Source organism: Nocardiopsis tropica (genome assembly GCF_042660575.1).
GTDB classification, from domain to species: domain Bacteria; phylum Actinomycetota; class Actinomycetes; order Streptosporangiales; family Streptosporangiaceae; genus Nocardiopsis; species Nocardiopsis tropica.
In genome coordinates this window covers 94479-118975 of sequence record NZ_JBHSUF010000016.1, presented here as the reverse complement: position 1 = coordinate 118975, position 24497 = coordinate 94479, and the positions used below count along the sequence as shown (strand labels likewise).

Annotated in this window: 21 protein-coding genes and 1 pseudogene; 10 read left to right on the top strand and 12 right to left on the bottom strand. The window is 74.3% G+C overall.

Annotated elements, in window-relative coordinates; genetic code table 11:
• Window positions 1–13: 13 nt before the first annotated feature.
• Both ACFQBR_RS24275 and ACFQBR_RS24270 read right to left on the bottom strand, forming a co-directional pair.
• On the bottom strand, window positions 14–406 hold the full coding sequence (locus ACFQBR_RS24275; RefSeq protein WP_344181976.1) for an ester cyclase: 393 nt from the start codon (window positions 404–406) through the stop codon (window positions 14–16).
• A gap of 120 nt (window positions 407–526) precedes the next feature.
• On the bottom strand, window positions 527–1219 hold the full coding sequence (locus ACFQBR_RS24270; RefSeq protein WP_344181974.1) for an SDR family NAD(P)-dependent oxidoreductase: 693 nt from the start codon (window positions 1217–1219) through the stop codon (window positions 527–529).
• A gap of 139 nt (window positions 1220–1358) precedes the next feature.
• Between ACFQBR_RS24270 and ACFQBR_RS24265 the strand changes: the two genes are divergently transcribed.
• A complete protein-coding gene (locus ACFQBR_RS24265) occupies window positions 1359–2219 on the top strand; it encodes a helix-turn-helix domain-containing protein (protein ID WP_344181972.1) in 861 nt (286 codons plus the stop codon).
• 80 nt (window positions 2220–2299) lie between these two features.
• Here the strand turns inward: ACFQBR_RS24265 and ACFQBR_RS24260 are convergent, their stop codons facing one another.
• The 9 genes from ACFQBR_RS24260 to ACFQBR_RS24220 form a co-directional block, all read right to left on the bottom strand.
• The gene (locus ACFQBR_RS24260) at window positions 2300–3226 is read right to left on the bottom strand and encodes an aminoglycoside phosphotransferase family protein (protein ID WP_344181970.1); all 927 of its coding nucleotides are present in this window, start codon (window positions 3224–3226) and stop codon (window positions 2300–2302) included.
• Window positions 3227–3622: 396 nt separating this feature from the next.
• A complete protein-coding gene (locus ACFQBR_RS24255; RefSeq protein ID WP_344181968.1) occupies window positions 3623–4696 on the bottom strand; it encodes a C40 family peptidase in 1074 nt (357 codons plus the stop codon).
• 3 nt (window positions 4697–4699) lie between these two features.
• A complete protein-coding gene (locus tag ACFQBR_RS24250; RefSeq protein WP_344181966.1) occupies window positions 4700–5482 on the bottom strand; it encodes a replication-relaxation family protein in 783 nt (260 codons plus the stop codon).
• Complete coding sequence (locus tag ACFQBR_RS24245) at window positions 5482–7767, bottom strand: type IV secretory system conjugative DNA transfer family protein (RefSeq protein ID WP_378554495.1); 2286 nt, start codon at window positions 7765–7767, stop codon at window positions 5482–5484. The genes ACFQBR_RS24250 and ACFQBR_RS24245 overlap by 1 nt, the downstream gene beginning before the upstream one ends.
• The gene (locus ACFQBR_RS24240; protein WP_344181962.1) at window positions 7764–9476 is read right to left on the bottom strand and encodes a VirB4 family type IV secretion system protein; all 1713 of its coding nucleotides are present in this window, start codon (window positions 9474–9476) and stop codon (window positions 7764–7766) included. Before ACFQBR_RS24240 ends, ACFQBR_RS24245 begins: the two co-directional genes overlap by 4 nt.
• The gene (locus ACFQBR_RS24235; protein WP_378554493.1) at window positions 9473–10288 is read right to left on the bottom strand and encodes a PrgI family protein; all 816 of its coding nucleotides are present in this window, start codon (window positions 10286–10288) and stop codon (window positions 9473–9475) included. Before ACFQBR_RS24235 ends, ACFQBR_RS24240 begins: the two co-directional genes overlap by 4 nt.
• A 22-nt stretch (window positions 10289–10310) precedes the next feature.
• Window positions 10311–11852: a hypothetical protein gene (locus ACFQBR_RS24230; protein WP_378554491.1), complete on the bottom strand. Its 1542-nt coding sequence runs from the start codon at window positions 11850–11852 to the stop codon at window positions 10311–10313.
• On the bottom strand, window positions 11849–12220 hold the full coding sequence (locus ACFQBR_RS24225; protein ID WP_344183680.1) for a hypothetical protein: 372 nt from the start codon (window positions 12218–12220) through the stop codon (window positions 11849–11851). Before ACFQBR_RS24225 ends, ACFQBR_RS24230 begins: the two co-directional genes overlap by 4 nt.
• Window positions 12221–12311: 91 nt before the next feature.
• Window positions 12312–13040, bottom strand: a complete 729-nt coding sequence (locus ACFQBR_RS24220; RefSeq protein ID WP_344183683.1) for a hypothetical protein — start codon at window positions 13038–13040, stop codon at window positions 12312–12314.
• Between the two features lie 430 nt (window positions 13041–13470).
• Here ACFQBR_RS24220 and ACFQBR_RS24215 point away from each other — a divergent pair, with 430 nt between their 5' ends.
• The 5 genes and pseudogenes from ACFQBR_RS24215 (at window position 13471) to ACFQBR_RS24195 (ending at window position 20294) form a co-directional block, all read left to right on the top strand.
• Window positions 13471–15801 carry an excinuclease ABC subunit UvrA gene (locus ACFQBR_RS24215; RefSeq protein ID WP_344183685.1) on the top strand — a complete coding sequence of 777 codons (2331 nt, stop codon included), beginning with the start codon at window positions 13471–13473 and terminating at the stop codon, window positions 15799–15801.
• A gap of 358 nt (window positions 15802–16159) precedes the next feature.
• Window positions 16160–16570, top strand: a complete 411-nt coding sequence (locus ACFQBR_RS24210; RefSeq protein ID WP_344183687.1) for a hypothetical protein — start codon at window positions 16160–16162, stop codon at window positions 16568–16570.
• Window positions 16571–16640: 70 nt separating this feature from the next.
• On the top strand, window positions 16641–18449 hold the full coding sequence (locus ACFQBR_RS24205) for a thiamine pyrophosphate-requiring protein (protein ID WP_344183689.1): 1809 nt from the start codon (window positions 16641–16643) through the stop codon (window positions 18447–18449).
• 67 nt (window positions 18450–18516) lie between these two features.
• Window positions 18517–18708 (top strand): annotated as a pseudogene (locus ACFQBR_RS24200) (trehalase-like domain-containing protein); the annotation flags it as partial.
• Window positions 18709–18830: 122 nt separating this feature from the next.
• Complete coding sequence (locus ACFQBR_RS24195; RefSeq protein WP_344183691.1) at window positions 18831–20294, top strand: glycoside hydrolase family 15 protein; 1464 nt, start codon at window positions 18831–18833, stop codon at window positions 20292–20294.
• Window positions 20295–20383: 89 nt separating this feature from the next.
• Here ACFQBR_RS24195 and ACFQBR_RS24190 read toward each other — a convergent pair whose 3' ends face one another.
• The gene (locus ACFQBR_RS24190) at window positions 20384–21277 is read right to left on the bottom strand and encodes a helix-turn-helix transcriptional regulator (RefSeq protein WP_378554487.1); all 894 of its coding nucleotides are present in this window, start codon (window positions 21275–21277) and stop codon (window positions 20384–20386) included.
• A 188-nt stretch (window positions 21278–21465) separates the two neighbouring features.
• Between ACFQBR_RS24190 and ACFQBR_RS24185 the strand changes: the two genes are divergently transcribed.
• The 4 genes from ACFQBR_RS24185 (at window position 21466) to ACFQBR_RS24170 (ending at window position 24454) form a co-directional block, all read left to right on the top strand.
• Entirely contained in the window at window positions 21466–22350 is an 885-nt protein-coding gene (locus ACFQBR_RS24185; RefSeq protein ID WP_344183693.1) for an aldo/keto reductase, read from the top strand.
• 10 nt (window positions 22351–22360) lie between these two features.
• Window positions 22361–23350 (top strand): aldo/keto reductase, encoded by a 990-nt coding sequence (locus ACFQBR_RS24180; protein ID WP_344183695.1) that lies wholly within the window; start codon window positions 22361–22363, stop codon window positions 23348–23350.
• Window positions 23351–23673: 323 nt separating this feature from the next.
• Window positions 23674–23949 (top strand): hypothetical protein, encoded by a 276-nt coding sequence (locus tag ACFQBR_RS24175; protein ID WP_344183697.1) that lies wholly within the window; start codon window positions 23674–23676, stop codon window positions 23947–23949.
• Window positions 23950–24037: 88 nt separating this feature from the next.
• Window positions 24038–24454, top strand: a complete 417-nt coding sequence (locus tag ACFQBR_RS24170) for a hypothetical protein (RefSeq protein ID WP_344183699.1) — start codon at window positions 24038–24040, stop codon at window positions 24452–24454.
• Window positions 24455–24497: the final 43 nt, after the last annotated feature.

The window sequence follows — 24497 nt, the reverse complement described above, 5'->3', positions numbered from 1 at the left end:
GCGGCCCCGGTGGTCAGCCGGCCAGTTGCCGATCCAGATCCGAGGCGTCGTGCAGGGCTGTCATCTGCGCGAAGCGTCCGTCCCGGATCTCGTAGACGGCGTATTCGACGATCTCGAACGAGGCTCCGGTGGGAGCCGCTCCGAGCCATTCCCTCACGGGGGTTCCCGTGTTGATCGCACGGACCGCCGCGCGGTCGCCGTCGACGAGGAACTCCTGGACCTCCCAGTGGAGGTCCGGCACTGCTTCGATGTCCGCCTTCTGGAGCGCGATGACGGTGTCCCGGGTGCCCGGAACACCGTTCAGCACGACTTCGTCGTGGATGAACTCGTCCATGCCGTCGAACTTGTGGGCGTTGAGCTCCCCGACGTAACGACGGTAGAACTCGTGGATGTCAAAGTCGGCCATGACGTCTTCCTCTCCGGACCCGGTCGGGAACCGCACCGGAATCCCGACGACTCGCGATGCCCTCCGCGGACCGGCCGTGACGGCGGTCGCTCCTGCTTCTCCTCCGGGGTCCGCACGGGCTCACCAGGGCAGCTCCCCGAATTCGTCCTGGAAGGTCCCGGTCGGACCGTGGGCGTCGAGACCCGCCAGACGCACGACGGCCCTCGCGCTCTCCGCGGGCGGCCTTCCGATTCCGAAGGCGGCCGTCATGTCCGTGGCGGTGGTGCCGGGCTCCAGCGCGTTGAACCTGATGCCCGGCTCGGACTTGGCGTACTGGAGCGTCAGCATGGTGGCCGCCGTCTTGGACGCGGAGTAGAGGGCGAGAGCGGACGGCAGGTGGAACTCCGGCCGGTCGGGGTTGGTCACCGCCCAGAACGACCCGGCACTGCTCGACACGGTCACCACCGTGGGGTTGGAGGATCTGCGAAGCAGGGGCAGCGCCGCTTCCGTGACGCGCACGATGCCCACCACGTTGGTGTCGAAGACCCGCAGGGCCGTGGGACCGTCGGGGGCCCCGAGCACCTGGATTCCCGCGTTGTTCACCAGGACGTCGAGCCGGCCCTCGGCCGAGTCGATGGCGCCCAGCGCATCGGCCACCGACGCGTCGTCGGTCACGTCGAGCTGCACGAAGCGCGCGCCGGCCTCCGCCGCCGCCCTCTCGCCCCGTCCGACGTCGCGCGCGCCGATGTAGACGGTGTGGCCCAACGCCACCAGCTGTTGGGCTGTCTCGAAACCGATGCCCTTGTTGGCGCCGGTGATCAATGTGACGGTCATGCCCGTCCCCTCGAAATAGATGTCGCGATCGGGTCGTGGGGAACGCTATGCACGGTCGCGCGTCGACGACAGGGCCCTCCGGAGCCTGGGGTGTGACAGGGCCCCCTCTGTCCGCCCCGGCACTCCTTAGGCTGGTCGTATGAGTGAGACATCGAACCCCCTGGGCGCTTTCCTGCGTGCTCGACGCGAACTGGTGTCACCCGAGCAGGCGGGTATCCCCGAGTTCGGCGTGCGGCGTGTTCCCGGGCTGCGGCGCGAGGAGGTCGCCATGCTCGCCGGGATCAGCGCGGACTACTACCTGCGGCTGGAGCGGGGCCGCGATCGCAACCCCTCGGCGCAGGTGCTCGAGTCGATCGCGCGGGTGCTGCGCCTCGACGACGCCCACTTCGCCCACCTGTCGACCCTGGTCGCCGAGACACCGCGCAGGCGCAGACGGCGGCCGCGCAAGGAGAGTGTGCCTCCTGGCACGCTCAAGCTCTTGGACTCCCTCGCCCAACCGGCCTTCGTCGAGGACCGGTATTTCGACATCCTGGCCTCGAACGCCCTGGCCAGGCAGCTCTCTCCGCGCCTGGTGGTGGGGGGCAACCAGCTGCGGGACATGTTCCTGGATCCGGCGGAGCAGGCTCTGCACCCGGAGTGGGAGAACGTCACGGAATGCTACATCGCGAACTTGCGGCAGGCCGTGGGCAACGAGATCGACGACCCCCGGTTCATCGAACTCACCGGAGAGCTGGCCCTGGCCAGCGCCCGGTTCCGCCAGCTCTGGGCCCGGCACGAGGTGCGGGGACAGCGCGGGGAGAAGCTCCGGTTCGACCACCCGCAGGTCGGGGAGCTCAACCTCAACAGGGAGCGGCTGAGCATCGGCGGGGCCGAGACCCTGCAACTCGTGGTGTACCACCCGGACGCCGGGTCCTCGGACGCGGAGAAGCTGGCCCTCCTGGCCTCGGCGGCCCTGCCCACCGCGGACACGGCATCACAGGTCCGGCAACTCAGCGCGTGAAAGAGGCGTCCAGCACAGCCGTGCTCGGAGCTATCGATGGCAGGCGCGGGCCCGACCCTTTCAGGGGGCGAGCCCGCGGCTCACAGGAACGGCGCCTGCTGGAGGAGCCGCACCCGCTCGCGTTGGACGTCGAACTCCTCTGCCCGCTTGCCGCGCTGCCGCCACAGCACCGCCAGCCACCGCAGCGCGCAGGTGCGCTGCGCGGCCAGGAACCGCTCCCGGTGACCGCCGTCGACGCCTATGTCCACGGCCAGGGCGCGCAGGGTGTCGTCGTCGATGTGGCGCATGCTGATGTGCTCGACCAGTTCGGCGGCCTCGTAGGCCGTATCGCTGTACCCGGCGAACTCGAAGTCCACCACCGCGATCGTTCCGGTGGCCTCGTTCCACAGCCAGTTGAGCAGGTTGCTGTCGCCATGGGAGAACACCCGTGGCGCAGGGGCGGCCAAGGTGTGGGCGTCACCGGCGTCCTCCCACACCGCCAACATCGCCTCCAGGTCGCGGGTGAGCGGGCCCGGTTCGGCCTCGCGCAGGGCGGGCGCCCACACCCGGGTGATGCGGTGGATGTAGTGGTCGGCCGACTCCGACCGCGACAGCTCGGCGAACGGGCCGACCGGCACGTTCAGCATCTCGCGCAGCTTTTCGACCAGCGCAGGCCAGGGCCTGCCCAGGTGCGCATCGGCTTCCAGCAGGGCGCCGGGCAGCAGCGTCAAGGCTGCGGCAGGCAGCACATCATGGTCGTCGTGCCACAACAGCCGGGGCACCCGGTCCACACCGTGCCGTTCCAGATGGGACAGAGCCAGGGCTTCGCTGCCGGAGCGGTCGCGCTTGTCGGTGCGGTACAGCTTCAGGCACACCGGGCCGGCCGGGCTGTCCCATCGGTAAACGCGGTTGCTGCGGCCTCCCGACAACGGAGTGAGTCCCCACTCGGGCAGCGGGCCGTCCAGCAGTGCGGGCTCGTGCTCGTGGATCCGCCGCAGCTCCGCCAGCGCGTCGGTGGGGACCATCATGGGCAGGGGCTCCCTTCGGGCCGGACGTCGACACACGAACTCCTGCACCGGGGCGGGCCGAGCCGTGGCGCAGGGCGAGTTCGTACATGTGGGAGCGGGACACCACTGCGGCGATGCCCGCGAGCAGCAGCACGGCCGCGACGGTGATCCGTCGTGACCAGCGGGAGGACTCCATCCCGATCAACCATTCCGGTGACCGAGGGACCTTCGCCGGGACGGAAACCACCCTGCGCTCCAGCGTGAGGGACACCCGTCGCCCAGTGGCTCTCCACAGCCGCGACCGTCTCCCAACGCAACCTTACGACCTGGGCGAGCACTCATCGGCGCAGATCGCGACCGCCCTGAACCACCTCGGCACGGCAGAGGTCACCGGCTCCCCGGTTCCCTCTCCCTCCCCTACCCCGGGCGGGTCGCGGACATGAAGCGGGCGGAGTAGTACGGCCCCTCGACGGGCTCGACGCGGATGTCCGTCCCCGACCGGGCGGCGTTGACCATCTTGCCGTCGCCGGCGTAGATGGTCACGTGGGAGGGGGCGGGGCCGCTGCCGGTGTCGTAGAAGAGCAGGTCGCCGGGGACGAGGGAGTCGAGGGCGACCGTCTCCCCGGCATCGACCTGGTCGGTGGTCACGCGCGGGATCCGCACCCCCGCGGCTTGCCAGGCCTTCATGACCAGGCCCGAGCAGTCGAACCCCTCGGGGCCCGTCCCGCCCCACACGTAGGGCTTGCCGACCTGTTCGAGGGCCCATTCGGCGGCGGTCCGGCCCTTCTCGCCGCCGGATCCGCTCACGGCGTGCCCTCCGTCCGCTGCGGTGTCGAACTCCTCGTACTCGGCGATGTTGGCCAGGACGTTCTCAACGTAGGTGTCCCAGGGGTTGTAGCGCGAGAGCGCGTCGGCGAGCTGTTCCTCGTGGGTGAAGTCCACCGTCGCCAGGGGGTGGCCGGTGCACAGTTCCGCGGCGGTGGAGGCGGTGGCGTCGTAGACGTTGTGCGGGTCGGCCTCGCCGTCCCCGTCGCCGTCCACTCCGTGCCCGGCCCACCACGTCGGCAGTAACTGGGTTACCCCCACCGCGGCGTCGTACTCCGTGTCACCGTCCCAACGTCCCTTGTCACTGTCCGTGTGGGCGGTGCGGTTGCCGCCAGCTCCGGTGCCGTCCAGCCTCGGTCCGACGACGGGCGGGTCGGTGTCCCCGTCGGGCGCGATGGTGTGGCCGGCGGCGTGGTCGGACTCCTCACGGCCGATGCCCGCCAGGACCGCCCAGCTCATCCCCGTGCAGTCCGGGTGCCGCTGCTCCAGGCCGCGGGCGGCGCGCCGGTAGGCGTCGAGGAGGACCGCGGGTATTCCGGGCACCTCCCCCGCCTGCGCCCGCGCGTCCTCGACGCGTTCGCGCTCGCCGCTCCCCGTCCCGACCGCGCCGAGCACCGCGACCAGCACCATGACGAGGGCGGTGGTCCCGACGACCGGTTTGAGCACCGGTCAGGCGAGGTCGACGAGCGGGCGGACACCGCAGTCGGGGTCGCCCGCCCTGCGCCAGACGGGGCGGGTGGGGCCGGGGTAGGCGAGCCGGGCGTGCGTGGTCACGTGGACCGGTACCCGGGGGCCGCCGTCCAGGACGCGGCACAGGCTGGTCAGGCGCCTGGGGCCGGGGACGACGAACAGGACCGGGGTGGCCAGCCGTGTCTCCACGGCGAGGTCGCGGTAGCGGCTGATCTTCTCGGTGAGGCGGACCAGCGGCTCGGTGCCGGTGTCGTACTCGACGAAGGCGTCCAGGGTGGTTCCGTCCTGGCGCCAGCGCAGGTAGCCGTCGGGGCAGACGCGGTGCCCCCAGGCGGTGCTACAGCGGGCCTCGGACCACCAGCGCTGGAGCGTGGCTCCGGGTGTGGCGCGGGCGGTGGTGGCGAAGCGCACGTAGGTCTGGGCCAGGCCGGTGGCGTGGCCGAGCCGGGTGGAGGCGCGCAGGCGCAGGTGGGTGTCGGGCCGGTAGCCGATCTGCTTCGGGGTGAGGCCGAGCCGGGTGGCGACGACCCTGGCGCCCTCGGGTCCGAGCGTCCAGTGGTGGGGCGCGTTCCAGCCGGGGTGGCGGGGTGTGAAGCGGTCGGCGAGGTCGTTCTCGGCGAATCCGAGCAGGCGGCGCTGGGCCGCGCGCGAGGCGGTGCCGGAGAAGAACAGTTCGCCGATCTGCGGGGTGGTCAGGACGCGGTGGAGGTGCAGGGTGTCCAGGATGCGCAGGTCGCGCTCGGTGAGTCGGATGGTGGCCATCAGCGGTGGTGCTCCTGTCGGCGCGGGTCGGTACGTCGGGTGCGTTCGGGCTGCGGGGCGAAGCGGCGGGCGGCCTTGCGGACCTGGCGTGCGCGGCCGTTGACGGGTTCGGGCAGGGGCTCGGTGCGCATGGTGGACGCGGGCAGTTCGGCGGCGCCGTGCAGGGTGCGCACGGCGGCCTGGTGGGGCCCCAGGTGGGAGAGGTCGTGGGCGTTCAGGTGCGGGAGCGTGTGCTGGGCGAGCGTGGCGGCGTCGTCCGGTGAGGTGGTGAAGAAGACCTTGGTGCGGCAGTTCGCGGCCACGGCGGCGCGGGTGGCGGGCGGGAGCTGGCCGAGTTCCTGGTGGGCGATGACCATGGCGGTGCGGTAGCCGCGGGCCTCGGCGAGCATGTCGGCGACCGAGCCGGGCAGGCGCAGGAAGTTCGCGGCCTCGTCCAGGTAGAGGCAGGTGTCCGGGCGCCGGTGCTCGGGCGTGGTGGCGCGGGCGGTGACGGCGTTCCAGGCGGCGGCCAGGACCAGGGTGCCGACGAGCGACGCGGTGTCCTCGCCCAGGCGGCCCTTGGGCAGGCGCATGAGGATCAGGCCGCCGTGGTCGAGCAGGTGGGGCAGGTCGACGGTGGAGGCCCCGGAGGCCAGGACGGACGCGGCCCAGGGGCGGAGCAGGATCGCGCGGAGCTTGTTCAGGAGCGGGTCGGTGGCGGCGGCGCGCATCTGCGGCGACTGGAGCGTGTACCAGTGCCAGAAGTCGTCGAGCGCGGTATCGGGGCGCTGTCCGGTGAGGACTCCCGCCCGGAAGGCGTCGTCGGCCAGGAGGCGCGGGATGTGCCCGATGGTCAGGCCGGGGTCCTGGGCCCGGGCGAGGGTCAGGGAGGTGGCCCTGAGGATGTCCTCGGTGCGCGGCCCCCAGGAGGAGGCGTGGATCCTGCGGAAGATGCCGGTGAGGGTGTCGGCGGCGTGCTCGGGGGTGCCGAGGCGCAGGACGTTGAGCCGGGGCGGCGGCGTCGGGTCGGCCGGGTCGAACACCACGGTGGCGTCGACGGAGCGTCTGGGCAGGCGGTCGAGGACGTCCAGGACGAGGTCGCCGCGCGGGTCGAGGAGCAGGGCGCTGCGTCCGGCCTCGGCGTCCTGGAGGACCATGCGCGCCAGGAGCGTGGACTTGCCGGAGCCGGTCTTGCCGATGACGTGGGTGTGCTGGCGGGCCTCCGCGATCCCCGTGGCGACGGGGCGGCGCGGGCCGGCGTCGGCCTCGCCCAGGACGCGGCCGGCGCGGGGTGCCCGCGGGTCGGGGGCGACGCGGCGGGCGCCCGCACGGGTGAGTCCGGGGACGGCCGCGTCGGTGGGCAGGTGGGCGATGGCGGCGAGTTCGGCGGTGCTGAGCAGGGAGCCTCGGGCCAGGTGGCGGCGGCCCGTCCACAGGCCGGGGAAGGGGGTCCACTGGCGGCGGAACCCGTTGAGGCCGGAGGTGTAGGCGGACAGGAAGGCGGTGATGCCCTTGGCACGGGCGCGCAGGCGTCCCGCCGCCGGGCGGCCGGGGTGCTCGGTGCTGGTCAGGACGATGACCTGGCAGGCCAGTCGGGGTGAGGCGGCCTTGGTGAGGATGGCGCGCACGTCGTCCGCGGTCCCGGGGTACAGGGTGGTGCGGCCGCCGCCGCGGAAGGGTGTGCCGGTCGCCAGGTGCGGGGTGCCGAGGCCGCGCAGGCGTGCGGCGGCGGTGCGGGCGCCGGCCGCCCGGCGCGGTCCGGCGGGGCGGGCGCAGACGCGGACCACGGCGTGCTGGCCCGGGGTGAGGTCGGAGAGTTCGCCGAACAGGTTGCGCAGGGGGTCGTCGGTGAAGCCGGTGCGGAGCGGGTACTGGTCGCCGCGGGCCAGCCGCTGCCAGCTCCCGGTGACGTGTTCGCCCCGCGGAATGGCGGCGGTGGCGCGGCGCAGGCGGGTGGTGGCGCCGGGCCAGTCGGCGGCCACGGCGCGGGCGAGGGCGTGGGCGTCGACGGTGCCCGGGACCCAGATCTGGATGCGCACCCCGTCGGCGGAGGCGACGTACTCCCAGGCCAGGTGGGGTGGGACGAGTCGGTGGGTCCAGCGCGGGCGCAGGAGTCCGAGGGTGTGGGTCCAGAAGGCGAGGGCGTGGTCGACGGTGGTCCGGGGCGGCGCGTGGATCTCCAGGGTGTGGGCCCCTCGGGAGAGGTAGGAGGTGCGCGCGAGGCGCAGGGCGATGACGGAGGCGGCCCACAGCAGCAGGGCGGCTCCGGCGGTGGCGGCAGCGGTGGCCGGGAACAGGGCGCTCATCGGTCTTCGCCTTCCAGGTGCGCGAGTTCGGCGGGGTCGGTGGTGATCAGCCGGTGTTCGACGGGTGAGGCGAGGGCGCGGAACACGGCGCGGTGGCGGCCGGCGGCCAGGAGGGCGCTGCCGCGTTCGGCGGTGGCGACGATCCGGCGCTCTCCCCGGGAGAGGTGGAAGGACTCGCACACGGCGTCGAGGTTCTGCGGGGCCTGGCGGAGCAGGATCTGGGTGGCGGCGTTGGCGGCGACGGCGCGGCCGAGGTCGGTGGCGAGCAGGTCGGCGACGTCCTGGGTGACGAGCGTGAGCCCGGTCCAGTGGCGGCGGGCGTTCTTGGCGAGGTCGAACAGGTAGCGGGCCCCGACCGGGTCGCGGAGCAGGGTCCAGCCCTCGTCGATGGTGATGAGCCGGGGTCTGCGGTCGGCGGGGTCGCGGGCGCGGCGCCACAGGGCGTCCAGGATCAGGAGCAGTCCGACGGTCTTGAGCTCCTCGGGCAGGTGGCGCAGTGAGACGACGGTGAGGTGGCCCGTGAGGCGGGCGGTGGTGGGTCCGTCGAACAGGCCCCGGCGGGAGCCGTGGGTGAAGGGGCCGAGCCTGGCGGCCAGGGTGTGTGCGGCGCCGGCCTGCTCGGCCGGGCCGGTCCAGTCGCGCAGGGCCGTGCCCAGGTCCGCCATGACCGGTGGTGTGCGGTGCCAGGTGGCGGGGTCGGGGGTGATGCCGCGTCCGGCGTAGGCGTCCAGGACGGCCCGGTCGAGGACGGCGCCCTCGTCCGCGGTGAGGGCGCCGACCATGGCGGTCACCAGGGTGTGCAGGAACAGGGCCCGGGCGGTGGGGGCCCGGTCCTCGGCGGCGGGCAGGTCGAAGGGGTTGAGGCGGCCCCCGGGCAGCCCGAGGCGGACGCGGTCGCCGCCGACGGCCTCGGCCAGGCGCCCGTACTCGTCGGCGGGGTCGATCACGCTCGCCTGCACACCGGTGTAGAGGGAGCGCAGGAGTTCGAGTTTGGCCAGGTAGGACTTTCCGGCGCCGCTGCGGGCGAGGATGACGGCGTTGCCGTTGTCCAGGCCGCCGTGGAAGCGGTCCCAGACCACCAGCCCGCCGGAGTGGGCGTTCTCCCCGTGGACGACGGCGGTGCGTCCGGCGCCGGCGGGGAGTTCGGCCCCGGCGAAGGGCATCAGCGCCGCGACGGCCTCGGTGTCCACGGTCCGCCCGGTGCGCAGGGTGTCGGTTCCCAGCGGCAGGGTGGAGCGCCATCCCTCCCAGGCGCGGTAGGTGGCGGGCGACAGGTCGACCAGGATCGATCCGGCCAGCGCCGCCAGGCGGCGCACGTCGGCGTCCAGCTCTTCCGGTGTGGGCGCGTGCACGGTGGCGTAGACGGCGAGCCGGAACAGGCGCGTCTCCCCCAGCGCCACGCGTTCGGCCAGGTCCGCGGCGTCCTCGGCCGCGGCGGTGCGCTGGGGGTCCTCCAGGCGTCCGTGGGCGGTGTCGGTGCGCCACGCCGATTCCAGGCGTGCGCGGCACCGGCGCAGGCGTCGGGCGGCGAGCGGTCCGGGCACCGGGGTGAGGTGGCAGGCCACGTCCACCCTGCCGGGGAAGGACAGGAGCGGGTCGGCCCATCCGGCGCGCACCTGGTGCGGGTAGCCGGTGACGACCATCGTCCGGGCGAACCAGCCGTCCGCGTCCAGGCGGCGCGGGCGCAGGCGGATCTCGGGTGCGGTCACCGGTGGGCCCCCTCGGTGCCGGCGGTGGGGAGGGACTCCCGGATGAGCCGTTCGGCGGTGGGTCCGTCGCAGGTCAGGGCGCGGACGTCGAGCGCCGCCAGGTGGGAGGCGGTGTCCTCGGCGCGGCGCAGGAGCGCCTCCCCCGCCCTCTCCGGGGCGCCGTCGGAGGTGAGGACGAGCAGGACGCTGTGGCGGGTGGGTTCGTGGCGGGCCTGCAGGTCGTCGAGGAACGCGGCGTGGGCCAGGGCCGCGCGGCGCAGCCCTGCGGGAAGCCTCGGGACGTCGCGGCGCAGCCGCCGGGCGTGCGGGGCCAGGTCCGTGGGGCGCCGCCGGACGAGGATCTGGACGGGTTCGGCCAGGGAGTCGAGCAGGGCGGCGAACGTGGCCAGAGTCCGGTCCTGCTCCTCCCCGGAGAGCAGGTGGAGCGGGACGCTGGTGCAGGCGAGGACGACGGCGGACCTGCCGCCCAGGTCCACCACCCCGTCGGCGCCGACCGCGGGCAGGGCCTCGTCCGCCCGCCGCGTCCGGGGGGCGGTCCTCCAGCGCAGGGCCGACCAGGCGAGGCGGTCGAGGCCGACGCCGTCCCTGCGGCCGCACGCCAGGGCCCAGGCGGGGCCGAGCAGTACGGCCGCCGCGATCCCCAGCAGCCACGCCGGCAGGTGTCCGGATCCGGCGGAGAACACGGCCCAGGAGGCCAGTGCCGCGGGGGCCATGAGCAGCAGTTGGCGCGCGGTGAGGTTCCACAGCACGGGTTCGGGGCGGTCGATGTCGGCGGGCACGCGTGCCCGCCAGGTGGAGGCGTCCTGGTCCATGGGGCCGTCCTTCGGTGTCGGTTCAGGTCTCGCGCCGCGGCCGGTGCCGGGGCGGAACGTGTCGGCGGTGCCCGGGCTCGGCCCGGGGCCGTGCCGGCCGGGCGTCGGGGTCCGGCGGGGTCCGCCCGCGCCGCGGCTCGGCGCCGCGGTCCCGTGGCGGCTCCGGCCGTGTGGCGGAGGCGTCGGCCCCGGTCGCGGGCGGTGTGCCCGGGCGGCGCGGGACGGCCCGGGGCGTCCCTCCCCGTCTGTCCGGCGGTCCTGCGGGCGGCGGTCCTGCGGGCGGCGGGGCCGGGGCGTTGCGGGGCCTCCGGTGCGCGGCCGCGTCCGCCGGCCCTCCCCGTCCCCGTGGCGGGGCGTGCGCGGGTCCCGGTGCGCTCCGGGAGGTGGGGGCGGCGGCTGGCCGGTGCGGCGCGGAGGACGCGGAGCCGGGGGAGGATCCGGAGTCCGGGGTGCCGAAGCGCCAGGTGCGCACGCGCCTGGGGAGGGCGGGGACGCCCGCCTCGGCGCGCGGGCGGCGCTCGACCGCCCGCAGGAGCGCGCCGGTCCGGCCGCCCGTGCTCCGGGCCGCGGCGGCGAGCGCCCCTCCCCCTCCGGTGGCGGCCGTGACCGCGACCAGGACCGCGGTCGAGGCCAGGGACCTGGCGGCGTCCGCCGCCGGAGACCTTCCGGCCGGCGGGGACCACACGGCCCTGTAGGCCCACACGGGGATGCGGATCTGGACGTAGACGAGCACCAGGAGCAGGAAGAGGTCGAAGAGGTCGGCCTCGCCGCGCACGATGTGCACGACCCCGAACAGCGCCCGGGTGTCGCCCTCGAAGAAGACGCGGGTCAGCGCCACGAACGCGATCGCCTGGGCGACCGGGACGAGGCACACCGCGGCCAGGGTCCGCCACCACATCTGCGCGACCCGGTTGGTCTGCGGCAGCCCGTGGAACATCAGCATGAGCGGGCCGCCGACCATCAGCAGGATCACGATGACCACGCGGACGATCTCCACGACCACCCACAGCACGAGCAGGACCACGAGGACCAGCAGGAACAGCACCACCGCCGAGGTCTCGTCGGCGAGGAAGGGGGTGGACCTGCTGCTCAGGTGGCGGGCGGCGGCGCCGGCGTCGATGCCGTCGTCGCCGACGGCCCGGGCGACGGCGGTGGAGGCCTCCGCCACCAGGCCCACCACGTTCAGCGACGCGTTGGAGGCGACGAACCCCACCACTAGGCGCGGCAGGACCTCCCTGGCCCCGTACTGGGCCTGGACGCTGTGGTGTGCCATGAGGACGAACCCGGCGGCGAGGACGAGGAGCAGGTAGAGGGCGTTGGCGGTGGCGGACACGCCCTCCCACACGGCGGTCACCCCCGCGGTCGGCCCGGGGGTCGCGAACAGCTTTCCCGCGACCCAGCCCAGCAGGGGGTCCAGGACGCCGACGACCAGCCCGTGGAACCACTGGGTGATGTGGCAGGAGACCTCGAGGGCACCGCAGTCGAAGACCTCCGCGTAGGTCTGCTCCGTGGCGGCGTCCCCGTGCTCCTCCGGCTCCCCCGGCCTCCCCGGCGCCCCCGTCACGCGTCGTAGCCGTTGACGTAGTCCAGGGCCAGGAGGATCACCTCGCCGGAGAAGGCGACGAGGTAGCCCATGCCCGCGCCGGCGAAGGCGCGCTTGGACTTGTCGATCTCCCCCGGCTCGCCGCCCGCCAGGATCCAGCGCAGACCGGCGACCACGGTGAACAGGACGGCGAAGGAGACGGCGATGCTCTGCCCCACCCGGGTCAGGCGCCGGACGACCTCGTTGATGTGGACGGTGTAGGCCTCCACCTCGGCCGCGGCCGGGTCGCCGCCGAGGGCGACGAGCGCCAGAGCCGCTCCCGCCGCGAGGACGCAGGTCCGTGCCGCCGGCAGGCGCCGCGTCCGTCCCGTACCGCGCGAATCCCCCATCCCGCCCCCTTCCGCTCGCCTACTGGGAAAGAAGCCGGTGGAGGGGCGGGATTGGACCGGGTCAAGGCTTTCCTTTACCCGGTCCGGACCCTCAGGCCGGCGCCGGGACCGGCGAGCGGGCGGCGACCCGGCCGGAGCGGACCGCGTCCGCCAGGCGCTTCTCGGCGCGGGAGCGCCGCTTGGCGAGCTTCCAGTACGCGGTCCCCCGTTCTCTCGCCAACCGGGTCAGCGGGACGCCCTCCAGCCGGGTGAGGCCGATGACGCACGCCTCCGACTCGCTGAGCACGCCCTGGCGGACGGCGTCCCGGAGCACCAGGTCGGGGCTCCCGGGCGGCCGGGGCGCGAGGGCGCCCCGCTCGGGCCCCTCCCCCGCCACCGGGTGGGCGAGGGCGTCACGGCGCGCCCGCAGGCCGGCCCGCTGGGCTCGGCAGCGCAGCATCCACGGCAGCCGGTACCAGCCGGTGTCGATCTCGTGGACGGCGGCGATGAAACCCGCCAGGACCTCCCCCTGGACGTCCTCGGCCGCGCGGCCGTCCAGGCCCTCGCACAGCCGCCGCGCGCACGCCTTCAACCCGGGCACGGCCAGGCCGACGGCGGCGACCATCCACTCCTCCGACAGGCGGGCGTCGGTGATCACCCGCCGCCAGACGGCGTCGCGCACCTGGCGCGCGACCGCGCCCGAGAGCAGGGCCTCGCGCACCTCCAGCAGCGTCGCGGGGCGCGGGTCGGTGAACGGTTCGAGCAGGGCGGCGAGTTCTCGCGGGTCCAGGTCCGAACGCAGGAACTCGCGCTCGGCGGTGTGCAGCGGTCCGGTCCACATGGTGTGTCTCCCTCGGTGGGCGGTCGGGACCAGGCCACGAAAGGAGGGGCCGCCCACGCGGGGCCGGCACCGGTCCCGCCGGGCGCACGCGCAGCGCGCACAGCGGTCCCGCCGACCGCTGACACGGGGCCGACCGGGGGCGCACAGAGCCGCGTCGGGCGCCCGTACGGCGGGGAGGCGGCCGGGCCCCGTGACCGCCTCGGTGCGGGGGCTGTGGGCGGGGCGGCCGGGACCGCGCCCGCCGACGGCGGCCGGGGCGACCGGAGTTGGGCAGAACGTGGCCGGGTCTCCCGGAACCCGTGACCGGGGAGCGCGCACGCCCCTCCCGGGCCGGCCCCGTCCGGCCCGGGGCGTGCGGGACCCGGGGTGTTTGCCGTACCCGGACGATCCATGGAACCGGCGGGGACCGCGACCGGGTAAGCCTGGTCCCATGGAAAACCACGACGACCGCATCCGGGTGCGCGGAGCCCGCATCCACAACCTGAAAAACGTGGACGCGGAGCTGCCCCGCGACGCGCTGGTGGCCTTCACCGGCGTCTCGGGGTCGGGCAAGTCCTCGCTGGCCTTCGGGACGCTGTACGCCGAGTCCCAGCACCGGTACCTGGAGTCCGTGGCGCCGTACGCGCGGCGCCTGCTCCAACAGCTCCCGGCCCCGGAGGTGGACGACATCACCGGCATGCCCCCGGCCGTGGCCCTGGCCCAGCCGCGCACCGCGCCGTCGGTCCGGTCCACCGTGGGCACCCTCACCACGGTCTCCAACACGCTGCGCATGCTGTTCTCCCGCGCCGGGACCTACCCGCCCGGCGCGGACCGCCTGGACTCGGACTCCTTCTCCCCCAACACCGTGGCCGGAGCCTGCCCCGTCTGCCACGGGGAGGGGGTCGAGCACGAGGTCACCGAGGAGTCGCTGGTGCCCGACCCCTCGCTGAGCATCGCCGACGGCGCCGTCGCCTCCTGGCCGGGGGCCTGGCAGGGCAAGAACCTGCGCGACATCCTCGACACCCTCGGGTACGACATCCACCGGCCCTGGCGGGAGCTGTCCCGGGAGGAGCGCGAGTGGATCCTGTTCACCGAGGAGCAGCCGGTGGTGACCGTCCACCCGGTCCGGGAGGCGGGCCGCGTGCACCGCAGCTACCAGGGCGAGTACAGCAGCGCCCGGCGTCTGGTGCTCAAGGCGTACGCCTCCTCGGCCAGCGAGGCGCGGCGCCGCCGGGCGGCGGGGTTCATGGTCGACCGGACCTGTCCCGAGTGCGGCGGGAGGCGGCTGCGCCGGGAGGCGCTGCGGGTCACCTTCGCGGGCCGCACCATCACCGAGGTGGCGGGGCTGCCCCTGACCGAGCTGGCCGCCCTGCTGCGCCCCTGGCGGGAGGACGCCGGCGCCGCCGGGGCGCTGGCCGGGGAGATCACCGGCCGGGTCGAGGTGCTGGAGGAACTGGGGCTGGGCTACCTGAGCGTGGACCGCCCGGTCCCGACCCTGTCCACCGGCGAGTTCCAGCGGATCCGGCTGGCCACCCAGCTGGGCACGGGCCTGTTCGGCGTGGTCTACGTCCTGGACGAGCCCTCGGCGGGCCTGCACCCGGCCGACTGCGAGGCGCTGTCGGGGATCCTGCGGCGCCTGCGGGACGGGGGCAACACCGTGTGCTTCGTCGAGCACGACCTGGACATCGTGCGCGGGGCCGACTGGATCGTGGACGTGGGCCCGGAGGCCGGCGAGCGCGGCGGGAGGGTCCTCTACAGCGGTCCGGTGGCGGGGCTGCGCGACGTCCCGGAGTCGGTGACCCGCCGCTACCTGTTCCACGACGCCCTGCCGGAGAGGCGCCCCCACACGCCCCGCGGACACCTGGAACTGCGCGGGGTCACCCGCAACAACCTCAGGGGGCTGGACGCCGACGTCCCCCTGGGGGTGTTCACCGCCGTCACCGGGGTCTCCGGTTCGGGCAAGTCCACCCTGCTGGCGGCGGTCGCGGACCGCGCCGCCGGGCACGGGCGGGTGGTGTGGGTCAGCCAGCAGCCGATCGGGCGGACCCCGCGCTCCAACCTGGCCACCTACACCGGGCTCTTCGACACGGTGCGCAAGCTCTTCGCCGCCACCGAGGAGGCGCGGGCCCTGGACTACGGGCCGGGCCGGTTCTCCTTCAACGTCGTGGGCGGACGCTGCCCGACCTGTGAGGGGGAGGGGTTCGTGTCGGTGGAGCTGCTGTTCCTGCCCACCGCCTACGCCCCGTGCCCGGCCTGCGGCGGGTCCCGCTACAACGAGGACACCCTCCGGGTGCGGTACCGGGGGCGCACGGTGGCGGACGTGCTGGCCATGTCGGTCGAGGAGGCGGAGGGCTTCTTCACCGGGGAGCCGTCGGTGCGGCGGTCGCTGCAGACCCTGGCCGGGGTCGGGCTGGGCTACCTGCGCCTGGGCCAGCCGGCCACCGAGCTCTCCGGCGGCGAGGCGCAGAGGATCAAACTGGCCACCGAGCTCCAGCGCCGCCGGGTCGCCGACTCCGTCTACCTGCTCGACGAGCCCACCACCGGGCTCCACCCGTACGACACCGACGTGCTGATGGGCCGCCTGCACGACCTGGTCGGGGCCGGCGCCACCGTCGTGGCGGCCGAGCACGACATGCGGGTCGTGGCCACCGCCGACCACGTCATCGACCTGGGCCCGGGCGGCGGCTCCGAGGGCGGCCGGATCGTCGCCCAGGGGGATCCGTCGAGGATCGCCGCCGCCCCGGACAGCCGGACCGGCGCCTATCTGAAGGGGCTGCTCTGACGCGCCGCGCGCTCCGCCTGTAGCCGTTCGGCGAGCCCGCACATCCGGGCGTGCTCGCCGCGCGGCCCGGAACCCTGTCGGGAGGTCTGGGCGCCGTGGTGGCTGCACCGGTCCGGGGTGACCGCGCGCCTCCAGGTGGAGGAGGCCGTCGCGGGGGGCGGCTCCGGCGGGGCGGCCCGACGCCCGCCTCCCGACCGGAAACGGAAAGGGGAATGCGCACAGCGTTTCCCTTCCCCAGGGCCATGCATTTCTTCCCGAAGACGCTCCCATTGCCTTCTTTGTCGCCGCCCGGGCCATTTTTTGCCGACCGTCCCGAATTCCCGGCGTGGCCGACACCGCCTGCGGGAACGCTGCCCCCATGCCGAAAAGCGCAGTCTCCGGTCCGGCCGCGGGCAAGGGAACTCCCGTGGACGTCGCGGCCCCGCGAATGGAACTGCGCCGCCGCGCCGACGGGGAGGCGCGGTGCGACGCGGGCGTCTGCTCCACGGACGCCTCCGACCGCCGCCGGGTCCCCCTCGGGGCCATGGTGCGCGGCGACGCGGGGACCGCGGCGGAGGCCGTCTCCGTCGGCGCCCGGTTCGGCGCCTCCATTCTCTCCCGGGGCGGGGGAACCGGCTCGGGAGGGCAGGACACCGGCGCTCCGGTCGTCCCCGACGGGACGCGGCGCCGGGCCGGGCCCGCGTCCGGCGGGGAGCCGGAGGCGTCCCTCCCGGCCGCCGTGCCCGGCGCGGCGGCCGGCTCCCGGTACCGCGCACGGCGGCGGGCCTGACCGGCGCCCGCGCGCCACCGGTCCGCACGGTCGCGGCACCTGTCCCACCACGAGGAAGACGAGGGAACCCATGGCGGTCAAGGTCTCGGACCACGTCCTGCAGCGATTGCGCGAATGGGGCGTCGAGCACGTCTTCTCCTACGCCGGCGACGGCATCAACGGCCTGCTCGCCGCCTGGGGGCGCGCGGAGAACGACCCGAAGTTCGTCCAGGCCCGGCACGAGGAGATGGCCGCCTTCGAGGCGGTCGGCTACGCGAAGTTCTCCGGCAGGGTCGGCGTCTGCGCGGCGACCTCGGGGCCCGGCGCCGTCCACCTGCTCAACGGCCTCTACGACGCCAAGCTCGACCACGTCCCCGTGGTGGCGATCGTGGGGCAGACCAACAGGAGCGCCATGGGCGGCTCCTACCAGCAGGAGGTCGACCTCCTGAGCCTCTACAAGGACGTGGCCTCGGACTACTGCGCGATGGTGACCGTCCCAGAGCAGCTGCCCAACGTCATCGACAGGGCGATGCGCACCGCGTACGCGAGGAGGACGGTGACCGCCGTCATCATCCCCGCCGACGTGCAGGAACTGGACTACTCGCCGCCGACCCACGAGTTCAAGATGGTCCCGTCCAGCCTCGGCCTGTCCGCCCCCGTCCCCGTCCCGAGGCCCGCAGACCTCTCCCGGGCCGCGCAGGTGCTCAACGCGGGGGAACGGATCGCCGTCCTGGTCGGCCAGGGGGCCGCGGGCGCGCGGGCCGAGGTCGTCGCGCTCGCGGAGCGCCTGGACGCCGGGGTGGCCAAGGCCCTGCTGGGCAAGGACGTCCTGCCCGACGACCTGCCGTACGTGACGGGCTCGATCGGTCTCCTCGGCACCCGGGCCTCCTACGAGCTCATGCGGGACTGCGACACCCTGCTGGTGGTGGGGTCCAGCTTCCCCTACTCGCAGTTCCTCCCGGATTTCGACCAGGCGCGCGCGGTGCAGATCGACATCGACCCGCACATGATCGGCCTGCGCTACCCGTTCGAGGTCAACCTCGTCGGGGACGCCAAGGAGACCCTCGCCGCCCTGCTCCCCCAGCTCAAACGCGACAGGAAGCGCAAGGCCTGGCGCAGGAAGGTCGAGAAGGACACGGCGCGCTGGTGGGAGGTCATGCAGCGCCGGGCCGCCGTGGAGGCCGATCCCATCAACCCCGAGTACGTCGTGCACGCCCTGGACGCGCTCCTGCCGGACGACGTGATCCTGACGGCCGACTCGGGTTCGGCGGCGAACTGGTACGCGCGCCACCTCCGGATACGCGGAACCATGCGGGGGTCCCTGTCGGGCACGCTCGCGACCATGGGGCCGGGGGTCCCCTACGCCATCGGCGCCAAGTTCGCCCATCCGGACCGGCCCGTCGTGGCGCTCGTGGGCGACGGGGCCATGCAGATGAACGGCATGGCCGAACTCGTCACCGCGGCCAAGTACCGGCAGGAGTGGAAGGACCCCAGGCTGGTCGTGGCCGTCCTCAACAACCACGACCTCAACCAGGTCACGTGGGAGATGCGCGCCATGTCCGGGGCGCCGCAGTTCCTGCCCTCGCAGTCCCTGCCCGACGTGCCCTACGCCGACTTCGCGCGCCTGATCGGCCTCGACGGGGTGCGCGTGGAGAGGCCGGAGGACGTCCAGGGCGCCTGGCACAGGGCACTGGGCGCGGACCGGCCCTTCGTCATCGACTTCCGCACCGACCCCGACGTCCCCCCGATCCCGCCGCACGCCACCCTCGAGCAGATCGAGGCCGCGGCCTCGGCGGTCCTCCAAGGGGACAGCGAGAGCGCCGGCATCGTCAGGCAAGGGGTCAAGGCCAAGATCCAGGACTTCCTCCCGGGCCGGGGGCGCCACCACAAGCGCGGCTGAACGCCGGGGGCCGGACCGGGTGCGGGGGACCGCCGTGCCGGACGCGGCGCCCGGGACGAGGAGGACCATGGGGGACGCACACGGAAGGCCCGCGCCGCAGACCCTGCGGGACTACGCGCTGCTCGCGGACGGCGAACGCGGGGCCCTCATCGGCCTGCACGGGGAGATCGTCTGGATGTGCGCCCCGCGCTGGGACTCCGGCGCGGTCTTCGGCGACCTCGTCGGAGGGCCCGGCCACTACACGGTCGCCCCGCGGGGGCGCTTCGTCGGCGGCGGCCACTACGAGCCCGGCACACTGGTCTGGCGCAGCCGCTGGACCACCTCGGGGGCATCACCGAGTGCCGTGAGGCGCTGGCGTTCCCGGGCGACCCGCACCGGGCCGTGCTGCTGCGGCGCATCACGGCCGTGCAGGGGGACGCCCGCCTCGACCTGCGGCTCGAGCCCGCGGCCGACTTCGGCCGGAGCGGCGCGCCCTCGTTCCACCTGGAGGAGGGCGTGTGGACGGCGCGGTCGGGCGACCTGCGCCTGCGGTGGAGCGGGGCGCCCTCCGCGCACCCCGTGCCACGCAGCGGGGAGCCCACCGGCCTCGCGGCCGAGGTCTCCCTCGCGGCCGGCGAACACCACGACCTGGTGCTGGAGATCGCCGACGGCCCCCTCGGCGCCGTGGTTGACGCCTCCCGCGCGTGGGAGGCGACGACGGCCGAGTGGTCCAGGACGGTCCCCGCCCTGGACCACGGCCTCGCCCCGCGGGACTCCCGGCACGCCTACGCGGTCCTGCGGGGGCTGACCAGCGGCACAGGGGGGATGGTGGCCGCGGCCACCACCAGCCTCCCCGAGCGCGCCAGGACCGGGCGCAACTACGACTACCGGTACGTCTGGATCCGGGACCAGTGCTACGCGGGCCTGGCCGCGGCTGCGGCGGGGAGCTTCCCCCTCCTGGACTGCGCGGTGGGCTTCGTCTCGGCGCGGCTGCTCGAGGACGGCCCGCACATGGCCCCGGCCTACACCGTCGCCGGGGAGCGGATACCCGACCAGGAGACGCTCGGCCTGGAGGGGTACCCGGGCGGTTTCGACCGTGTCGGCAACTGGGTGAACCGGCAGTTCCAGCTCGACGCCTTCGGCGAGGCGCTGATCCTGCTGGCCACCGCCCACCGGCACGGGCGGCTGGAACCGGAGGGGTGGCGCGCAGCGGACGCCGCGGTCGGCGCCGTCGCCCGGTACAGGAGGAGGCCGGACGCCGGCATCTGGGAGATCGGCGACCGGGCGTGGACCCACAGCAGGCTCACCTGCGCGGCCGGGCTCCGGGCCCTGGCCGGCGCGGCCCCCACCGCGGGCCGCGTGAACGAGTGGACACGCCTGGCCGACGCCATGGTCGCCGAGACCGCCGCCACCAGCCTGCACCCCGGCGGCCGGTGGCAGCGCAGCCCCGAGGACCCGGGGCTGGACGCCTCCCTGCTCCTACCCCCGCTCCGCGGCGCCCTTCCGGCCGGGGACCCGCGGACGGTGAACACCCTGCGGGCCTTCGTCCGCGAACTCACCCACGACCACTACGCGTACCGCTTCCGGCACGACGGGCGCCCACTGGAGGAGGCCGAGGGGGCCTTCCTGCTGTGCGGGTTCGTGACGGCCCTGGCCGAGCACCAGCAGGGCAACCACGGCGAGGCACTGCGCTGGTTCGAGCGCAACCGCGCCGCCTGCGGGCCGCCCGGGCTGTTCGCCGAGGAGTACGACATCGGCCAGCGCCAGATGCGGGGGAACCTCCCCCAGGCGTTCGTGCACGCGCTGATGCTGGAGTCCGCCGTCCGGCTGGCCGCCCCCGCCGGGTCCGACCGGGTGTTCCACTGAGGGGTGCGCCGCGCGCCCGCCCGGCACTCCGGACGGCCCGGGGACGGAGGGGGACCGGGGCCGGCCCGGGCGGTCCCCCGGGGGCCGGGTCAGCGGGTGGCCGGGGGCTCCTCGGTGGAGAGCCGTTCCTGGTCGGCCGCCCAGGAGGCCAGCAGCTTGAGCCCGTCGGCCGCCGGTGAGTCGGCCGGCGCGGTGTAGACGTTCAGCTGCAGGCCCGGCTCGGCGGGGAGTTCCATCGCCTCGAAGTCGAGTTCGAGCAGGCCGACGGCCGGGTGGAAGAGCCGTTTGCGCCCGGAGCGGTGGAAGCGCACGTCCTGGGACGCCCATCTCTGCCGGAACAGCTCGCTGCGGGTCGAGAGTTCGCCGACCAGGGCGATGAGCGACTTGTCGTGCGGGTTGCGGCCCGCCTCCAGGCGCAGCATCGCGGCCGCGTCGCGGACGACCTGGTCGTAGTCGACGAAGAACTCCCGGGCCGCCTCCGGCTGGAGGTAGACGAACCTGGCGGTGTTCGCCGGACGCCGCGGGTCCGCGAGCACGGGGGCGTAGAGGGCCCGGGCGAGCCGGTTCATGGCCAGCACGTCGTGGCGGCCGTTGCGGATCCAGGCCGGGGCGTCGGCGATCGCGTCGAGGACCTGTCGCAGCGCCGGTCGGACGGTCGCGGGGGCGCTGCGCCCGCGGCGCCCGCTCCGCGCGCCCGACTCCCGCGCGAGGGAGAAGAGGTGTTCGCGTTCGGCCTCGTCCAGCTGCAGCGCCGAGGCCAGGGCCTCGAGCACGCCCTCGGAGGCGCCGGCCAGGCTGCCGCGCTCCATGCGCACGTAGTAGTCCACCGAGACCCCGGCGAGCATCGCCACCTCCTCGCGGCGCAGCCCCTTGACCCGGCGGTTGCCCCCGTACGCCGGAAGGCCCGCCTGCCGCGGGGTGATGCGCGCCCGCCGCGAACTCAGGAATTCGCGGATCTCACTGCGCAGGTCCATCGTCGCCATGCCCCCACGGTAGGCGCACCGCCCGCGGCGTGGGAGGTACTGCCGTTACCCGGGACGGCCGCGGGACGGGGGCGCGCCCGGCGGGGACGCGCCGGTCCGGCCGCCGGATCCGGTGCGTGGGGGGCACTGCGGGTACCCGTATCACCAGGTACTCCTCCGCAGGTCACCCCTGATCTAGCGTGGCGTACATGAGCATTCCGAGCGTCACTCTCAACAACGGCGTGGACATGCCGGTCCTCGGTTTCGGCGTCTACCAGACCCCGCCGGAGCAGACGATCACGGCCGTGGAGGCCGCCCTGTCCACGGGCTACCGGCACATCGACACCGCCGCGGCCTACGGGAACGAGCGCGAGGTGGGCGAGGCGGTGCGCCGCTCCGGTCTGGCGCGCGACGAGGTCTTCCTCGAGACCAAGGTCTGGATCACCGACTACGGCTACGACGAGACCCTGCACGCCTTCGACAAGTCCGCCGGCAAGCTCGGCGTCGAGCAGCTGGACCTGCTGATCCTGCACCAGGCGCTGCCCGGCGAGTTCGAGCTGACCGTCCAGGCCTACAAGGCCCTGGAGAAGCTCCACGCCGACGGCAGGGTGCGCGCGATCGGCGTCTCCAACTTCATGCCCGACCACCTCGACCGGCTGCTCTCCGGGGCCGGGACCGTGCCCGCGGTCAACCAGATCGAGGTCCACCCCTACTTCCGGCAGTCGGAGCTGCTGGAGTACGACCGCGAGCGCGGCATCCTCAACCAGGCCTGGTCGCCGATCGGGGGCATCACGTTCTACCGCGACGGGTCGAAGGGCTCCACCCTGGAGGACCCGGTGATCGGGAAGATCGCGGACGCGCACGGCAGGACACCCGCACAGGTGATGCTGCGCTGGCACATCCAGCAGGGCCGCCAGGTCATCCCCAAGTCGGTGACGCCGTCCCGGATCGCGGAGAACTTCGACGTGTTCGACTTCGAGCTCACCGGCGAGCAGCTCGCCGCCGTCGACGCGCTGGACACCGGCATCCGCGGCGGCCCCGAGGCCGCCGACATCACCCGCGAGAACTTCGGCATCGAGATCCCCGAGGCCTGAGGAGGCCGTCATGCACACGCGCACGCTCGGACAGGGCCTGGAGGTCTCCGCCGTCGGCCTCGGCTGCATGGGCATGTCCCAGAGCTACGGGCCCAACCCGGGGGACCGCGACGAGATGGTCGGCGTGATCCGCCACGCCGTGGAGGAGGAGGGTGTCACCTTCTTCGACACCGCCGAGGTCTACGGGCCCTACGCCAACGAGGAACTCGTCGGCGAGGCCCTGGCGCCCCTGCGCGACCGGGTCGTGATCGCCACCAAGTTCGGCTGGGACATCCAGGACGGCAGGATGGTCGGGACCGACTCCCGGCCCGAGCAGATCAGACGCGTCGCGGACGCGTCGCTGCGGCGGCTGGGCACCGACGTGATCGACCTCTTCTACCAGCACCGGGTCGACCCCGACGTGCCGATCGAGGACGTCGCTGGGACGGTCGGCGAACTCGTCGCGGCCGGCAAGGTCCGCCACTTCGGACTGTCCGAGGCGGGCGCCGGGACGATCCGGCGGGCCCACGCGGTCCACCCCGTCACGGCGGTGCAGAGCGAGTACTCGCTGTGGACCCGCGACCCCGAGCCGGAGGTGCTGCCGGCCTGCGGCGGACTCGGCATCGGGTTCGTCCCGTTCAGCCCGCTCGGCAAGGGCTTCCTGACGGGGACCGTGGGTTCCTCGACCGAGTTCGCCGAGGGCGACATCCGCTCCACCATCCCCCGGTTCGACGCCGGCAACATCGACGCCAACGGGGCGCTGGTGGGGCACGTCCGCGCCCTCGCCGAGGCGAAGGGGGCCACGGCGGGCCAGGTCTCGCTCGCCTGGCTGCTCGCCCAGCACCCGTGGATCGTGCCGATCCCCGGCACGCGCCGACGGGGCCGGGTTGCGGAGAACTCCGGGGCCACCCGGATCGCGCTCTCCGCCGACGAGGTCGCCGACCTGGACGCACTCGCCGCACGGGTGGGCGTCCGGGGGGACCGGTACAACGCCCGGGGGATGGCGATGGTCGGACTCTGACACGCCCGTGGTCGGGCCGGCCGGAACCCCGGTCGCCCGACCGCCGCGTGGTGGCCGGTCCGCGCGGTTCGGCGCTCCCGGCGGGCTCCGTGGCCGGGTCCGGACACGTCCCGCCCTCGCGCGCCGCCGTCCGCCTCCGGTAGCGTCGGCCCGGTCACCCTTCGGGCGAACAGGAAGGCGCGAGCGAAGATCGAGGCACTGGCCCTGAGCGTTCTGGCTTCGTCTTTCCGGAGCCGTCACAGCTGGCGGAGCCTGCCCGGAAACTCGCCCTCCACCTCGGCCCCGCCACGCTCCTCCAGTTCCTCCTGGTCATCGCCGCGGGCGTGTTCACCTGCAAGGTCGCCGCGGGAACCGCTGACCTCCTCGTGAGGGTCCTGACCCACAAGGCCGCGCAGAGGTGGGCCGGGCTGGAGCGGTCGGAACCCCGGCGCGGCCCGGCCGGGACGGGGCCTCCCGCCGCGGAGCCCCTCATCAGCCGGAACGAGTTCCACGGCGACGGAGCGGGCACCGTCGTCCAGGCCGGACGGATAGGCGAGCTGCACATCCACTCCCCCGTACACGGTGGCGCCGGGACAGCTGCCGGGGACGGCGACGGCTGAAAGGTCGGGCCCGTGCGCCCCGCCGGCGGCGGGGTACGCCCGGACGCGTCCACGGGCGCGGCGGAACCGCACCGGCTACACTCCCCGCGTGCGCAGCGTGTTCGTCTTCCCCCCGGGCGAGCGGTCCGCGACCGCCGCCCTCCTGGACCGGAGCGTGCCCGGGCAGCGCGAGCCGTGGATCCTCGACGGCGCCCTCTACATCGACATCGACGACGAGGAGACGGGCCACCTGTTCTCCGACTGGGACCCCGACGACGTGGCGGTCCTCGAAGCGGTCGTCGGGCGCCGCCCCGCCTGGGCGGTGCAGATCGACGTCTCCGGGCGCGTGGACGGCATCGCGGAGGTCCACCGGGCCGTCGCACTGCTCCTCGCGCACGGCGGTGTGGCGGTCGACGACCACTCCGCCCACCCGTGGACTCTGCAGGAGATCGAGGCCGGGGCGGTGGTCGACGGCCGCCGCTTCTTCCGCCCCCGCTTCACCCCTCCCGGTTGGCACGGGCGATGAGCGCTTCGCTGCTTCCGCTCCCCGATTCGGAGGACCCCGTTCT